12 protein-coding genes are annotated in these 16494 nt (G+C 53.1%); 2 read left to right on the forward strand and 10 right to left on the reverse strand.

Annotated elements, in window-relative coordinates:
* Window positions 1–92 precede the first annotated feature (92 nt).
* The 7 genes from mngA to CBW46_RS10780 all read right to left on the reverse strand — a co-directional run bounded on the left by mngA (window position 93) and on the right by CBW46_RS10780 (window position 11568).
* A complete protein-coding gene (gene mngA / locus CBW46_RS10750; protein WP_089200002.1) occupies window positions 93–2030 on the reverse strand; it encodes a PTS 2-O-a-mannosyl-D-glycerate transporter subunit IIABC in 1938 nt (645 codons plus the stop codon).
* A gap of 141 nt (window positions 2031–2171) precedes the next feature.
* Complete coding sequence (locus CBW46_RS10755; protein WP_089200003.1) at window positions 2172–2909, reverse strand: MurR/RpiR family transcriptional regulator; 738 nt, start codon at window positions 2907–2909, stop codon at window positions 2172–2174.
* 164 nt (window positions 2910–3073) lie between these two features.
* A complete protein-coding gene (gene ptsP, locus CBW46_RS10760) occupies window positions 3074–4837 on the reverse strand; it encodes a phosphoenolpyruvate--protein phosphotransferase (protein WP_089200004.1) in 1764 nt (587 codons plus the stop codon).
* The gene (locus tag CBW46_RS10765; RefSeq protein WP_089200005.1) at window positions 4837–5106 is read right to left on the reverse strand and encodes an HPr family phosphocarrier protein; all 270 of its coding nucleotides are present in this window, start codon (window positions 5104–5106) and stop codon (window positions 4837–4839) included. The genes ptsP and CBW46_RS10765 overlap by 1 nt, the downstream gene beginning before the upstream one ends.
* Before the next feature lie 12 nt (window positions 5107–5118).
* Window positions 5119–6834, reverse strand: a complete 1716-nt coding sequence (locus tag CBW46_RS10770; protein ID WP_089200006.1) for an alpha-amylase family glycosyl hydrolase — start codon at window positions 6832–6834, stop codon at window positions 5119–5121.
* 6 nt (window positions 6835–6840) lie between these two features.
* Window positions 6841–9474 (reverse strand): glycoside hydrolase family 38 N-terminal domain-containing protein, encoded by a 2634-nt coding sequence (locus CBW46_RS10775; protein WP_089200007.1) that lies wholly within the window; start codon window positions 9472–9474, stop codon window positions 6841–6843.
* 69 nt (window positions 9475–9543) lie between these two features.
* Window positions 9544–11568 carry a fructose-specific PTS transporter subunit EIIC gene (locus tag CBW46_RS10780; RefSeq protein WP_089200008.1) on the reverse strand — a complete coding sequence of 675 codons (2025 nt, stop codon included), beginning with the start codon at window positions 11566–11568 and terminating at the stop codon, window positions 9544–9546.
* Between the two features lie 154 nt (window positions 11569–11722).
* Between CBW46_RS10780 and CBW46_RS10785 the strand changes: the two genes are divergently transcribed.
* Window positions 11723–12475 carry a MurR/RpiR family transcriptional regulator gene (locus CBW46_RS10785; RefSeq protein WP_089200009.1) on the forward strand — a complete coding sequence of 251 codons (753 nt, stop codon included), beginning with the start codon at window positions 11723–11725 and terminating at the stop codon, window positions 12473–12475.
* A gap of 312 nt (window positions 12476–12787) precedes the next feature.
* Here the strand turns inward: CBW46_RS10785 and CBW46_RS10790 are convergent, their stop codons facing one another.
* Together CBW46_RS10790 and CBW46_RS10795 are read right to left on the reverse strand one after the other, a co-directional pair.
* The gene (locus CBW46_RS10790) at window positions 12788–13996 is read right to left on the reverse strand and encodes a threonine synthase (protein WP_089200010.1); all 1209 of its coding nucleotides are present in this window, start codon (window positions 13994–13996) and stop codon (window positions 12788–12790) included.
* A gap of 88 nt (window positions 13997–14084) precedes the next feature.
* Window positions 14085–15002, reverse strand: a complete 918-nt coding sequence (locus CBW46_RS10795; RefSeq protein WP_089200011.1) for an ROK family protein — start codon at window positions 15000–15002, stop codon at window positions 14085–14087.
* 174 nt (window positions 15003–15176) lie between these two features.
* Here CBW46_RS10795 and CBW46_RS10800 point away from each other — a divergent pair, with 174 nt between their 5' ends.
* A complete protein-coding gene (locus tag CBW46_RS10800; protein ID WP_089200012.1) occupies window positions 15177–16142 on the forward strand; it encodes a type I phosphomannose isomerase catalytic subunit in 966 nt (321 codons plus the stop codon).
* An 84-nt stretch (window positions 16143–16226) separates the two neighbouring features.
* On the opposite strand, the gene CBW46_RS10805 is transcribed toward CBW46_RS10800, so the two are convergent.
* Window positions 16227–16494 (reverse strand): IS3 family transposase (locus tag CBW46_RS10805; protein WP_207802268.1); only part of this gene is annotated, 268 nt, incomplete at its 5' end.

Consider the following 16494-nt stretch of genomic DNA (forward strand, 5'->3'; position numbering starts at 1 on the left):
CCTTATATGGTTCTGAATTTATGCCTGTAGAATCTGATACGCTGCCTGAGGGGCAGTGTTGAGCCTTTGTTGTGGTATCTGCCGTGATGAAATTACATTAGCGGTCCTTGTTTCGCAAGCTTCGATTTTCTGGTTACAATGAGCAGCACCATGGAAATCAACGCGCCCACAATGGCTGCTCCGAGCCAGATGGCGGCCGCGGCAAACACACCAGGGCCTTGCAACAGCGCTAGGGAGAAAATCCCTGCTCCAGGTACGCTCAGCCCTACGCCAGAATAAGCCACGATCGCGCCTGTTACCGCTGAGCCGGCGATTAACGAGGGAATGACACGCAGCGGGTCGTTAATCATGAACGGGATCGCGCCTTCCGTGATGCCCGCCAAGCCAAGCAGCCAAGTTTGCTTGCCGACCTCACGCTCCTGCGCCGTAAAGTATTTTTGTCCGAGCAGGGTGGCGCCCGTAACGGAAAAAGTCGAAACCATCTTGACCGACGCGAACGCCGCGTAGGGAATAAAGTTACCGCTCGCCATCGCCCCGATACAAAATGTATAGGCCGCTTTATTTACCGGACCGCCCAGATCGAAGGAGACCATAGCGCCAACGATAGCGCCTAAAATTAGCGCATTGGCGCCTGACAAGCCTTTCAGCCATTCGATTAAGCCTTGATTGATAGCGGCGAGCGGTTGGCCCACCACGAACAGCATAATGCCTCCCACGATAAAGGTGCCCACCACCGGATACACCCAAAAGCTGACAAATCCGGCAAAGGTACCTTTGGGCTTGATCTTTTGCTTCATGTACTTCAGCACATAACCGGCGAGCAATCCGCCGAGCATGCCACCCAGGAAACCGCTTCCGATTAGATTAGCTGCAACGCCGGCTGCGAAACCGGGTCCGAGGGCAGGCTTGTCCGCGATGGAATAAGCCATGTACGCTGCGAGAATCGGCACCATCAAGGTGCCAAGCAGCGTGCCGCCGAGCTGCCTAATCAGCCAGAGCCAGGAGTTGTTGGCATTATAAATTTCCTGCAGACCAAACGACTGCGAAATGAGTACAGCTGCGGCCAAAGTCATACCGCCGGCGACGATAATGGGAATAATGTGTGAAATACCGGTTAGAATTGAATCCTTGAGTTCAGTTTTAAAACGCTTCGAATCGCCTTCCGCTTCATCTGCGAAATCGCCTGAGAAGGCTGCATTTCCGGCGTATTCCTTCTTCGGAGTAGCCGCCGCCTTGTCCAGCGCCTGTGTGAGGATGCCCGTCGCGTCTCTGAGCGGCGCGGCCACGGATGTTTTCACCTTTGGCAGGTGGCCAAACCGCGCTTCCTCCTTCACAGCGACGTCGACGGCAAAAATGACCGCATCGGCTTTTCGGAGCAGCTCCGGCGTATGACGGTCTTCGATACCGTTGGCGCCCTGTTTTTCGACGAACACGTCGACGCCGAGCTCCTTGCCCGCCTTAATCAGCGCTTCCGCCGACATATAAGTGTGCGCAATACCTGCAGGGCAGGCGGTGACTGCGATCACCGTTTTGCCGGTTGCCTGCTCGGGAACCGCCGCTGTTTCGACTTCCTTTGGCGCATCCAGGCTAGCATACAGCTCCACGCTCGATGTCGCATGCATCAGCCGGTTTTTGTAATCCGGTTTCGAAAGCCTTTTCATGAGTTCTGACAGAAGGCTAAGATGACCTTTACCCGCTTGATCCTTAGGGATTGCCAATAGTACGATCAGTTCTACTTTATGGTCCGGCTTCATACTCTCCCAATCGGTAAGCGGATGTTCCACGGTCGCGATGGCGAATGCGGCTTCTTTCACCGCTTCGGATTTACCGTGCGGAATAGCGAGTCCACCCTCCAAACCGGTGGCGGACAGCTTTTCACGTGCTATCACTGCCTCGTAAAATTGTTCCTCCGAATGCAGCTTCCCGGCATCGGCCAGCTTCTTGATGAGAGCGCGAATCGCGTCATCTTTTGAACCATACGATTCACGTATGCCAATCAATTGCGGTGAGGTTGCGTTTTGTAACAGCATGCTCGTGACCTCCTTCTGTCTAACTAAAACTAGCTTAAGCAAATGGTAGCACAAAAAAAAGTAAGAATCGGGTTTCTTCTTACTTTTTAAACCGGGTTGACCTGAACAATCGTTTTCATGTGTATTTATACACATGGATGCTCAAGCTGAGGACAAATTCCAGTAATGCTCGGACAGCAACCTGATAACGATCATCAGCGGGGTCTTGTCGGTTATATTGTGTTCGTTGAGCATCAGCTTGGGCGAGTAACAATATAAGTTTACGACTGCAAGCTGCTGTAATGAGTTGCGGGAGAAATGAGTGAGTGATACGATAGCCACTCCCCTCTGTCTGCAGAGTTCCGCCATCTCGAGCACCTGAGGGGTTTCTCCCGACAGGCTGATAAAGAATATTAGATCGTCTCCCGTCAAATGGCTGATTTCGTGGATCATCTCATGTCGGTGGATGTAATATTCCGCGGCTTTGCCGACAATTTTCAAATGCTTCACCATCATCTCGCAGAAAGGCAGGCTGTCGCCCACGCCGAAAAACAGCACCCGTCCCGCATCCTGAATCATTCTGTTGACCATCGCAATTTTCTCCGGATCCAGCAGGCTGAGTGTTCTCTGTATGTTGTGATGCAAATTGTCGGCCACCTGGTCCCGGTCTGTTGTTTGCAGCTCATCCTTCAGTCTGTTTTTGAGCTGTGAAAACCCGTCGTAGCCTAACTTTTTCGAAAGCCGAGTCACCGTGTTTGGAACTGTAAAAAGCTTGGCGGCAAGCGATTGAATCGACAGCTGTACTGTATCCTTCTTGTTCTTTATGATATATTCAACAATTTGATCGTCCGTATCGTTGAGCTTGTATTCGAATTTTTGAACCCGCTCTTCAAAGCGCATGACTAAAAATCTCCTCTTTGAATGCAGCCGCAGTCAGAGCAAGTTTAACTACGTGATGTAGTTAGACGCACTTACCACGGCTACACATGTACGCGGCACGTTGTCTCATATCGATCGGCAAAATGCCCCCAGTGCCGTTCGAATATGGCTAACGGTCAACTCATTCAACTCTTGGATGTTTCCTGGGACTGATTCCAATGCTTCACAGCGGCACGTACCTCAGCCGCGGTATCCAGATCCAGTGCTTTCTCCAGCAGCAGCTTGGATTCACCGACGGTTAGAGTGGACAACCTGAACTTCTGCCTCGCCACTGAAGGTGCATCCATGCTCCACTCGTCTAACCCCATCGCTAACAGTAGCGGCGCTGCAAGGGGATCACCCGCCATCTTACCGCACATTCCGACCCATTTACCTTCACGATGCGCTGCCTGAATAAGCGAATGGATGGAACGCAGTACCGCAGGATGGAAGTAATCATACAAGTGCGCCACCTTCTCATTCATCCGGTCGACCGCCAGCGTATACTGAACCAAATCGTTCGTGCCGATGCTGAAGAAGTCTACCTGTTTGGCGAAGCGGTCGGCCAGTTGAATGACGGAAGGCACTTCCGCCATGATACCGATTTCGACATTCTCGTCGAACGCGATGTGCTCCGCCCGCAATTCCGCCTTTGACTGTTCCGTGAACGCTTTGGCCTTACGCAGTTCGTCAATGGTCGTGACCATGGGAAACATGATCTTCACGCAGCCGTATGCGCTCGCTCGTAAGATCGCCCGTAATTGGGTCTTGAACAAATCCTGCTCATGCAAGCATAACCGGATTGCGCGCATGCCCAAGAACGGATTGCTTTCTGCCGGCAGCTGCCAGTAAGACAGCTCCTTGTCACCGCCGATGTCTAATGTGCGGATAACGACCGGCTTGCCGTTCCAAGCTGACGCCAGCTGTTTGTAGACGTGGAACTGCTCATCTTCCGTAGGAAAATGATCCGATTGCATGAACAGAAATTCCGTGCGGAACAAGCCAACGCCATCCGCCTCATCCACCATCCCATCCAATTTTTCTTCCGCCATGCCGGCATTTACCGCCAGCTCAACTGTATGACCGTCCGCTGTGCGGGCCGGCTCATTTTTAAAAGCGGCTAGCCGCTCCGTGAGTAACTGCTCGTGTGCAAACATCGCACGATATTCTGCCGAGGTCGCCGCGTTCGGGTTCACGATGCACAGACCGCGTGTTCCGTCGATGATTAGCTCGTCTCCAGACGCAATCTCAGCGAGGGCCTCCCCAGCGCCAACGATGGCGGGAATGCCGAGGGAACGGGATAGAATCGCCGTGTGGGTCGTCTCGCCCCCTAGTTGAGTGACAAAGCCCAAAACATAACGGCGATCGAGCTGTACCGTCACTGAAGGCGTGAGATCGCTCGCAATCAATATCGCCTCTTCCGTTAGCTGCGTCAGATCGGAATAAGACGTCCGCTGCAGATGAGACATCAGACGGGCCGCCAAGTCCCTCACATCATGAATGCGTTCTCGGACATAAGCATTGTTCATCTTTTCAAACAACGCGGTGAGTTTGCCTACGACGGTTTGCACGGCATTTTCAGGAGACAGCAGTTTTTTCTTCACATGAGCTTCGATATCTCCATAGAAAGCCGGATCACTGAGAAAACTTTGCTGCCCCTCAATAATGGCACTCTTCTCCTCCCCGAGCGTCGCTTTCGCTGTCTCGATAATGCGTTGAAGTTCAGTAAAGGTCTTGGTTTTAGCAGCATCCAATCGTTGGAGCTCAGCCTCCATTTGTGCTGCCTCTATCCGTTCCGGAAAGAATGCCTGCTCCGCCGGTTCGGCCAGCACGAATGCACGGCCGAAGCGGATTCCTTCCGATACCCCAATGCCTGTGAATCTTTTTTCCTGGGAATTGGCGGTGTTCATCACAGCTCACCGAAGCCGTTGGCAAACATCTCCGACAGCGTCTCTACAGCTTGCTGTTCATCTTCGCCTTCCGCTGCCAGGGTGACGCTGGCGCCCTTTTCCAGCCCCAATCCGATGATACCCAGCACGCTCTTGGCATTGACTTCCTGCTCGTCGGCGGTGTGAAGCGTAATTTCAGATGAAAAATTTGTGGCCTTGTCTGCCAGCATTTTAGCCGGACGCATATGCATGCCTTCCGGGTTTACAACGGTAACTGTTTTTGAGTACATTGTTATTTCCTCCTAATTATTAGATTCTCCGCGGGTTTCTTCTATCCAGGCATAGCCGTATGGCTGCAATGCGATGGTCCCACTGATCCGTTCAGAGCTGAATAATTCCCGCCCGTGGATGTTGGTTTCCAGCTGCACAGGCTGGTTCGTCACATTTGCCAGCGCAACGACCGAACTTCCGGTCTGCCCGTTCGTACGCCGGACTGCGAATACACGGTTGTCGTGGACTTCCACGACCTGCTGGTCGGCGTACGGCGAGAACGCACTGGTCTCCTGGCGGACACGGAACAACCGGAGTATGCCATCAAAAAGCATGCGCCGCCGTCCTGTAGTCTCCAACTCTGCAGCCAGCGCGGAGGCGTCCAGCTTCTCACGGTTTATGCGCCGCGGGATTCCGCTCTGCTCCAACCCGGCGTAGTCATTCGACGATCCAAACAAAGAGTGATAGTAAATTGCCGGCACTCCAACCACCGAGCATAGAATGCTGTGCGCTGCGAGTGCCTTCTGTATGATCAGCGCCTCATTGTCCCGTTCGTCGCTATTGACCAAGGCATCAATGTAGTTGATATTCAGCTCATACACGGTCTGTGTTCCATCCGGATTCGCCTTGTACGACACACGTCCACCATTGGCCACTACTTTAGCCACGAGCAGTTGACGCTGATCTTCACTCAGCAGGCCTTCCGTCGGGCGCATTCCAATGCCGTCGTGCGATGCCAGGAAATTGAAATAGGTTGCGGTGTCCGATACACGGCCAATCCCTTTGGCCCAGTCGGAAAGCTGTGATGCTTGTTGAGCTGTGAATGCGTATAAAACCAGCGGTGGAAGCGAGAATTGGTAAACTTGGTTCGCCTCGTTCGTGCCATCGCCGAAATAGCTGATATTCTCCTTGTGCGGCACGTTGGTTTCGGTGATGATCTGCGTGCCCGATTTGAAATAATCGAGCAAATCCCGCCAGACCGAAATGATCGCGTGGGTTTCGGGCAAATGCATGCAGGTTGTGCCCGATTTCTTCCACAGGAAGCCGATGGCATCCAGTCGGATCGACGACGCACCGCGATGAGCATAGTCAAGCAGAATATCGCTCATCTCACAAAGCAGCGGGATGTGGGCGAAATTCACATCCACCTGATCCTCGCTGAATGTCGTCCAGGCCGATTTACTCTCATAGCGGCTCTCGTATTCATGGAACAGCGGCGAAGTGCGCGGCCGGACTACATGTGACGCGTCAAACTGTTTGTCCCGCGGAATGAAGTAATGGGCATAACGCTCCTCGTCATTCAAGTAACCTTGGAACCAGTCGCTGGACTTGGAGATGTGATTCGCGACGAAGTCGAACATCAGCCGATAGTCACTCGCAAATCTTTTAATATCCTCCCAATCGCCGTATTCCGGATTGATCATACGGTAGTTTGTGACCGAGAATCCATCGTCAGACGTGTAGGGAAACATCGGTAACAGGTGCACGTCCGTGATCGCTTGTCCAACGTGCTGTGTCAGAAAGCGATGCAGTGTTGCCAGCGGGGCCTCCCCGGGCGATGTGACTGCGTCAGCATACGTGATCAAGTAGACGTTTTTCTCTGTCAATTTCCCAGCAGGCTGCCAATCGGCAGACTCCCAGCGTTCCACCAACTGAACAAGGGCTGTATATGCTTGCTCGGCTTTTACCGCTCCGTACACGAGCGCCATCTTTTCACGCAGGCCGTCGAGCAGCTGCTGCTTATTCATTTGATCTCACTCCTTAGCACACAACAATTTAAGTGTCTTGTACGCTTTTGCTTCGATGGTGTTTCCCCCTCCTTCCACAGGCTCCTCAGCCAAGGAGACGGGTTTCACATGTTGGTAGAGCGTTGAATCCACGGTAACCGCCACTTCTTTGGCAGACGGATTAAACAACCGGATTATGAGGCCCTCCCCGTCTTCCGTCAGCTTCGTGCAGCTCACAAAAGCAAGGCCAGTTACCTCTAAAACGGAGAATTGCGAAGGGGCGGTTTGTATTGGCTGCGGCAGATCAAAGCGTTCCAATCTCTCTTCGAAAGTGTTCAGCTCTTGCAGGTGGTATGCAGCCGTATGCGCTATATAGCGTTCTGTCAACGCACTCCATTGGCCGGGTTGAAACTTCTCATTCGACGTATGCACAGCGTAGCGGAATGTCAACTGTTTCTGCAATTGCGCGTCAGGTGTTGCAACCGCCTTGTTGTTGATTCCGGACGCCCGCCCTGGGCGCCAGGCCAGATCGTCCCTGCCCAGAAGTCCCACACTGCGGAAGAGCGTCAACGCCAGTTCTTCCTCTAACAGCTCATACTCCTTGATCCCTTCGGTGATCAACCCCAGTTGACTGTCATCTCCTTCGGCAACCACGTAGTTTTCCAGAGGGTAGATCGAGACGGGAGCTTCGGCAAACCCGTTTTCTTTCCAGTTTTGCATGTGAGGATTCACTTTTTCGCGGCGCAGTGCCGTATACCCTTGATCCGCCCATGTGTGGTCCGCCTTTTGACGGAACAAAACACGAAGCCGATGATCATACGCGTTGTTATGCAGCGAGTGCTCGATCCGTATAAACTCCTCACCGCTCCGCAGTTCGAACTCCGTGTGAATGATGAGCTCCCGCGAAGCTCTGTGTAGTGTACGCTCTTCTAGGTCGGCCGGGAGGTTAAGGCGGTGACGCACACGCAGCGTTTCACTTACTTCTCCTCTGGTGACTTCGACCAACTCACACTCGGCGCTATATGTCGGCGTGTCCCCCTCGAGCGGAGAGTAATCATAGGAATCACCGTGATCGCCTGCATCCTCGAAACGCATGAGGGAATGAATTGTTTGCCCGGTTACATGGTCTGCTACCACAAGTTGACCTTCTATCCACTTCACCGTGTAACGTTGGTTCTGTATTGAAGCTGCCTTTACGCTTTCGCGCACGTCGGTCTGCTTACCCTCCACGACTTTCACGGTCGTATAACCAAGTGGAGGGGTATCCACTTCAGCCAACAGCTCAGTCCGGTAATAACCTGGCACCTCAACCTGCCGTTCACCTTCGGCAGTGACCACAATCTGTTTGCCGCCACTAATGTAGTCCTGCTTGGTGATGGTGGCAGCGAGACCGTTGCCCGCCCGGTCCGTGAGCGCCACCTGTTCCGACTTGGTGAATACAACAAACGGCATCAAAGATTTCTGTCGACGCGGCAAGTAATTAAAGGCCAGCGCGATCTCGCGGCAGCCAGTCTGCGCGGACACTGCGCGAGCCAGCTGTTTTTTCAATATGTTCATTAAACCATCGATGATCCGCTCCGCCCTCGTGAGTCTCATTTCAATGTTTCGGTTCGTGTCGTCCGAGTTGCAGCCGCCAATGGAATCGTGGGCATGTACGTCGAACAGCTGCTTCCACACATTATCCATCCATTTTCTCGGATACTTAATGCCAAGCGAAGCTGCGATGGAGGCGAGCGGCTCCAACCGATGAAGCATCTTGTTTTCCACGCGGTAGTTGTGCTGTTTCAAATCGATCCGGTGCGAGCGAATGGTGCTGTGTATTCGTGACTTTTGACCGGCGATCAATTCACCATGAATCGTGTTTTTGAAAGCTGCGCTCTCCCAAGCCTCACGCATGAACTTCTCATAATTGGAGAGAACATACTCCCTGTTGTCGTCATGTTTGTTCAGCCACTCGACCGTCGCGGGAAAATGCTCCCGCACCAGCACTTGGTCACCGCCCGCAGGAAGCAGAAGCTGGTCTGTGGACTCATTCATGCCCTCCAGCGTTTCCAATATCGGATTCAACCGCTGCTCAAAGTAAGACGCGGATGGTTCCAAGAATTTGCCCGGCCCATAGCCAAAGTACATATAATTGGTTTTCACCGAACTACCGTCAGGAGATGTCCACCAAAAATTCAAATCATTCTCAACCTGTTCAGTGTAGACGCCACGCTGAAGAACACTATGCTGCATGCCGAATTGCTGGAAGATGGATGGAAGATATGCATTTTGGCCGAAAATGTCCGGTAGGTAGCCTACCTGCATCGAGTGACCGAGCTCCTTCGCCATCCTAGTTCCGTACAACAAATTGCGAATGACCGACTCTGTATTAACCAGGAGCGTATCTGTCTGCGTGTACCATGGACCGATCATGATACGACGCGCGTCGATGAGCGCCTGTAGCCGGTCCTGATTCTCGGGTCGGATGGCCAAATAGTCCTGCACAACGGATACCTGGGCGTCAAACACATACGATGTGTAAGCGGAATCCCGCTCCATCACGTCAATCAGACGGTCGAGGTTCTCCACCAGTATCACGTTGGAGTCCTCAATGGTGAAGTACCATTCTCGATCCCAATGCGAGTGCGGCACAACATGTACTTTTGATTTCCGGTTCATAGTCGTATGCCCCCATCTAAGTTGAAAGGCTGTGCGAACCAAGAGCGCCCGACACAGCCTTGGATTTGTTTAAAATGCTTGTTCACCGCGACGTTCTTTGCGTTTGATGTCCGCATAGCGTAAAAAGATGTTCGCAAATGCAATGCATGCAACGCCTGCAGCCAATCCGACGAGGTAGGCTGGCAAATGTTGCACGAGCGGCCAGCCCCAAACTGCCGGGAGCGGATACCACTGTTCGGCGCCGAGCGCAACGGCGGTGCAGGAGCCGACAATCGCGCCGATAATATTGATCGGAATCGTTAGCAGCGGGTTTCTTAGCATGAACGGGATCGCTCCCTCCGAGATCGCCAGAAAGCCGAGCAGGAACGACGTGTTGCCGGCAATTCGAAGATCTTGGCTGAACACCGGACGCCCCACTACGAAACGGTCTATGATGGTGGCAAGTCCAAGTCCCAGCGGAGGAATCACAATAGCGAGCACGCGCGGTGTGAGCGGGAAAATGTTGTCCGCCGCCATCCCGATTGCGATCGCTCCCGCCGCCTTGTTGACTGGTCCGCCCAGGTCAAACGCGGTAGCCGCAGCTATAATCGCGGACATCGTCAGAGTTCCGGCCCCAGTCATGCTTCTTATCGAAACAGCCATCCACTGGTTCAGTTGACTGAAGAACGGATCGACTGCATATTGGTTCAATAAAAAGATGACAAGCACGCTGATTCCAGGAATGATGAACATCGGTTTCATCGCCGCCAAGCTCTTGCGAAGCCGAATCCGTTCATTCAAAAACCTCGCGAGATAGCCTGCCGCCAAAGCCAGAACGAGAGCCCCTAGGAAGCCGCTGGGCACCCCTGTCTTATCACCAAAGATGGTATAATGCAGACCGCTGGCGAATACACCTCCTAGCAGTCCGGGGACAATGCCCACACGATCGGCTAACGAATATGCAACGAACATGCCAAACACAGGGTAAAGAAATTTGAAGATTAAGGTGCCGAAAGCATCAAGTCTATGAAGGAATTCGGCAGCTCCGCCCGCCGTCGCGTATTCGGCTTTGGCGATGTCATTGATGTCCAGGCCAAGACCGTACATCCAGGTGAGCTTAGCAATGCCAAGCATCAAGCCGGCTGACACGAGGACCGGGATCATATAGGAGATGCCCGTCATCACCGCTTGCGTCATTTCCGACAGAAGACCTTTCGGGCCGTCCGCGCCGCGCTGCGTTTCCGCTGTGCCGTTGTGTTGATCACCTTCCACAACTCCGCTTGGATGCTCGAGAGTCTGCTGCAAAAGCTCCTTGGCGCGTCTTAGCGGTTCGGCTACTTTCACCTCGACGTACTGTTTACCTGCGTAGCGCTCTCGTTCTTTTACCTTGGTGTCGACGGCAAACAGGATGCCATCCGCCTGTTTGATCTGGCTTGCCGTGTGGCGGTCTTCAATCCCGTTCGCGCCCTGTTTTTCAACCAGCACCGTGATGCCAAGCTCTCGCCCCGCTTTCTCGAGTGCCTCGGCCGCCATGAACGTGTGGGCTATGCCTGCCGCGCACGCCGTAACGGCCAACACGGTCTTCCCTTGTTGTCGCTCCGCGTCCGGCTGGTTTGCACTCATGTCTTTATCCCTTACGGATTCTGTTTTGGCCGCGCCCGCGCTGTCCAGACTTGCCAAGAAGCTCTCCGGCGTGTCCGCCTCGTACAAGTGAGCTCGGTATGACTCGTCCATCAAACGTCTGGAAAGCTTCGAAAGTAGTTTGACGTGGAGGTTACCCGCCTGAGCTTCCGGCATGGCCAGAAGAAATACGAGATCGACCTTGTTATCCGGATCGATGGATTCCCAGTCGTTGATCGGCCGCTTGAGCCGGGCGACGGCGAACTTCGCCTCATTCACCAATGTGGATTTGCCGTGCGGGATAGCCAATCCACGTTCCAGGCCGGTTGGCGAATGGGCCTCACGGGCTAGTACCACTTGTTTGAATCCCGCTGCGGAAGACACAACCCCCTCTCGTGCAAGGGCTTCCACCAGATGGCTGATGATTTGCTCTTTGTTTGACAATTCGACATCTAAGAACAGCAGTCGCTGATTCGTCATCGTTTGAAGTTCCATGTTGTCAGCCCTCTTTTCAACTGTATGCAGATGTTGCAACAGCACTTTTTACCTCAATGTCGATTTTACTCGATTTAGCATTCCTTCAGTGTACGGATGATGTATAATTGTACGATGATGAACATCATGATCTTGCACAGATGGGGGAATCGATATGGGACAAGTGGTGGACAGATTCGGATCAAGTCTGAATAACCTGAGCGATGCGGAGAAACATGTGCTGTACTATATTGACAATCATTTCGAGGCGGCAAAAAAGTTGAACCTTGTGCAGATGGCAGAGGCAGTGAACGTATCCACGACTACCGTGATCCGAACTTGCAAGAAGCTCGGTCTCGCCGGCTTCTCGGAGCTGAGCTATATACTCCGTTCGCTGGACGCTGATAACGCGCTTGATACAGATAATCTTGTGATGAAATATATTCATAACTTGCACGAATCATTGGACAACATTGACCATACGCAGCTCGAACGGATGGCCCATGCGATGCTGCAAGCGAAAATGGTCGTTGTTGTTTCAGTGGGCCTTACCAAAGGCCTTGGCGAGTACATCGGCAAACGGTTGATACAAATTCATAAGCAAACTATGTATGTGTATGAGTCGCACATTATCGATCTACTGCCGAATCTGCTGCACGACAACGATGTGGTTCTGTTCATATCGATGAGTGGAGAGACTCAAACTTTGGTCAAAGCTGCCGAAAAGCTCCGCTTCACAGGTGCACGCCTGTTCTCGGTGACAAATGCCGCTGGCAGCACGCTCTCGCAGCTCACGCACTTCAATATCAGCACGCGCATACCCACATCTTCGTATTCAGGTTATGATATAACGTCCCGCTCGCCCCTGGTCTTGCTGCTTGATATATTGATCGAGACTTACTTGAAGAAGATGGCGGAGAGCAAGTAGGAGCGGCATGCGAGCGCTTCCCATCCGCGAAGTCTCCCTGAGATGAGATAGTGCGCCAGTGGTAGTATCCAGTGAAGGTGGTGGACTTATATGTCCACACAAACCCAGAGTGCGACAGCTTCGTCAAATGATCAGATATTGATATGCGCAGGCGCCTGCTGCAGAACGCACAGCAAAAAACCTCGCGTGCCCATAAACCTCTAGGACGCGGAGGCCTTGATCGACTCTAGCTTCTATGCCACACACCACCGGGGGCAAAATGCGCGGATGAAGTTGCAGGAGGCATACGACGGTAGCAGTGTCCTCCGTTAATCATAGGATACAGTCATGCGGTTCCAGCACAGGGACTTCTACCTGTACCGTTCCCGGATATTTTATCCCACAGCCCGTGTTAAGTACTACGACCGTGTCCGAGTCGGCGATCCAGCCATCAGCTCTTAGCGTCCGGGCCGCTGCGAACGCCGCCGCACCTTCAGGACAAATGAACGCCCCCTCGCTCCGAGCGACGTGCGTCAACTCATCAAGCACCGCCGCATCGTCTACCGCGATAGCACAGCCATGCGTATTATATACGGCTTCCAGCACCAGAAAATCACCCAGCGCTTTGGGCACATTAATGCCAAACGCCACCGTCGATGAGTCAGGCCAAAACTCGGACTCCCACTTCTTCTCCTGCCACGCCTTCACGATCGGAGCACAGCCCGCTGCCTGAACCGCCACCAAACGCGGCATTTTGTCCTGGATCCAGCCGATTTCCGTCAGCTCGCGCAACGCTTTATAAATCCCGATTAAGCCAACCCCGCCTCCGGTGGGGTAAAGAATGACGTCAGGCACCTTCCAGCCAAGCTGCTCGGCGATTTCCAAGCCCATCGTTTTTTTGCCTTCAATACGGTATGGTTCCTTTAGAGTGGACGCATCATACAGACCGTGTGCAGCGACCGCCTGCGCGACGATGCGCCCGGCATCGCTGATTAGCCCGTTCACTAAAGACAAATTCGCACCGGAGATGGCACATTCGGTTCTAGTGATCAGCGGCGCCTCTACAGGCATGACAATAGAGGCCTTGATTCCCGCCCTAGCCGCATACAGTGACCAAGCCGCTCCAGCATTTCCGTTGGTGGGCATAGCCAATTCAGTTACACCCAGTTCTTTGGCTTTCGACACGCCCAGCGCAGCCCCGCGGGCTTTGAATGTGCCGGTGGGGATAATGCCCTCGTCTTTCATGTATAGCTGTCTGATGCCCATCTCCGCACCCAGCGCGGGCATGCCGACCAATGGTGTCATGCCCTCGCCCAGAGAGACGATGCTGCGTTCGTCCGACACCGGCAGCAGCTCATGATACCGCCACAGATCCGCAGACCTGCCTATCAAATGAGCCGGGGCGAAATCACGCTTCAATGACTCCAAATCGTAGTCCACCAGCAAAGGCGAACCGCATTGGCAGAGGTGCTGAATTTGATTGTGATCGTATTCCGTGCCGCACTTAGGACAATGCAAATGGGTGACATAGCTGAACTTCATACGGGCCTCACTCCTTTTAGGAAGTTTCATCACCATTATATTGAAAGCACAGCCTGTAACATGAGCTGCCGGCGAAAACATACAGGCCCTAAGCGTACTCGCGGTGGATAAGCGCAGCTGCCCCGATCAGACCGGCGTCTTGATCCAACACGGCAGGCACGACAGCCGTTTCCCTGCCGGAGGGATTGAGCGCGTGCCGTGATACATATTGCTGCACTGCTTGGAACAAAGGTGCACCCACCTGGGACACACCTCCACCGATGACAATCATGTCAGGATCTAGCAGATTGATCAGTGACACACAGCCCACACCTACGTACCGGTAAACCTTGTTAACCAATGCCAGCATCTCGCTGTCGCCTTGATCGGCCAATTCAAACACCTGCTTGGCTGTCACGGGTTTGCCCCGCAATTCGGATGCCTGCCTGGCGATTGCCGTGCCCGAAGCCACCTGCTCCCAACAGCCGTATTGTCCGCAAGTGCACTGCCCCGCAGCCGGATCAACCACAATGTGACCGGCGTCTCCGGCGTTGCCGGTGGCGCCTGTGATGAGCTTACCATGCAGATATATGCCCGCACCTATGCCCGTGCTGATGGTCAGATACACAAAATGATCCGTCTCTCGTGCCGCGCCGAGCCATTTCTCAGCCAACGTGGCAGCAGTCGCGTCATTTTCGAGTCGTATGTCACATGGCAACCGCTTCTGCAATTCTGCTGCGAGCGTGAAGTCCTTCCACGAAGGCAGGTTGGGCGGACAGGTAATTTTGCCGGCTTTCGGATCAAGCGGACCCGGCGCGCCAATCCCGATGCCCATCATGTCGACGTAATTCCAACCGTGCTCAGCCATCATCCCGTTGACCGATTCTGCGATGCGCGCGACCATATGTCCGGGTGGGACCGTTAGGTCGGTTTTTAGTGCTGATTTCGCCACAACGCGTCCCTCCTGATCCACCACACCCACCGATACCTTTGTTCCGCCAATATCAATTCCGACAGCTAACGCCAACGCAATCCCTCCGACTTTTTTGTAAATCTAGTTTATAAAGATCATAGATGCATTGTGCTTCCGCTGACAAGTGCCAAAAATGGATACGCTAGCAAATACCCCATAGAAAATTAGCATTCGCATTTGATATAATCCTAGAAGACTGTAAAATATTCAGAAACCGGGGGATTTATTTTGAAACCATACCCATTGTTGTTTAAACCGGAAATGAAGGAACGTGTGTGGGGTGGTCGCGATCTTGAGCAATTTGGATTGCAGCTGCCGGATGGACCTATCGGCGAAGGTTGGATGATCGGCGATCACCCTAACGGTACAACGAAAGTGGTTAACGGTGAGCTGGCAGGTCTAGGCTTGGACCAACTTCGTGAGCAATACGGCCAGGAGCTGTTCGGGAGCAAAGGGTGCTCCAAGAAGACGGGCCGCTTCCCATTGTTAATCAAGCTGCTGGATTGCCAGGACGATCTGTCCGTGCAAGTACATCCTAACGACGAGTATCAGCGGCTGCCTCAAGGTGAGCTTGGTAAAACGGAAATGTGGTACATACTTGCGGCGAAGCCCGGGGCTAAAATTATTTACGGCCTAAAAGCTGGCGTCACCCGCGGTGAACTCACTCAGGCTATAGCGGAAAAACGTATTCTGGATTGTTTGAACGAAATCACGGTGGAAGCCGGCGATTCATTCTACATTCCTGCCGGTACCGTGCATGCTTTGGGCGCCGGCGTATTGGTCGCCGAAATACAGCAAAACTCGGACAGTACCTACCGTTTGTACGATTATGACCGCCCTGGCTTGGATGGCAAGCCGCGTGAGCTGCACATTGAAGATTCGTTGAATGTGATCGCTTATGACGGAGCCGGTGCAACCCGTATGAAGACAGAGCTCTCTGCCACCAACCAGTGGCTGACCTTGGCCCGCTCCCCATTCTTCGTCACGGAAAAAGGACTAGTTGACCAAGAGTGGGCGCTGCAAACGAGCAGTGACAGCTTCGTCATCCACATTGTGTGCAGCGGCTCGGGCGCAATCCGCTGGGGGGACGGTGAGCTGCCGGTCACGCCGGGCCAATGCTATTTGCTGCCTGCCAACCTCGGCGAGTATACGCTAACCGGTTCTATGACGGTGCTTCGCAGCTATTTGCCTTAAAATCCAACAAAGGCCTCCATCCCACAAATTTGTGAGGATGAACTGCGACCCCGTCAAGTAGACAGTACAAATAATTAAAATTGSTTAGGCGGCCTTGGTCCTGAATTCCATTGGACTAAGGCCGTTTAATTTTGCTTGTAATCGTTCGTTATTGTAAAAGTGGATGTAGGCGTCAATGTCCCTCTTTAGTTCTTCAAAGGTGYTGTATGTATTCAAATAATACTTCTCACATTTCAAGGTTCCCCAAAAGGATTCCATGGGTCCGTTATCAATGCACCTGCCGACACGGGACATGCTCTGTGTCATGTTTGCGGCCTCCAGCCGCCTCTTGAAGGCCGGGGAGGTGTACTGA

The organism is Paenibacillus xerothermodurans (assembly GCF_002220865.2).
In the GTDB taxonomy this organism is placed as follows: domain Bacteria; phylum Bacillota; class Bacilli; order Paenibacillales; family NBRC-103111; genus Paenibacillus_S; species Paenibacillus_S xerothermodurans.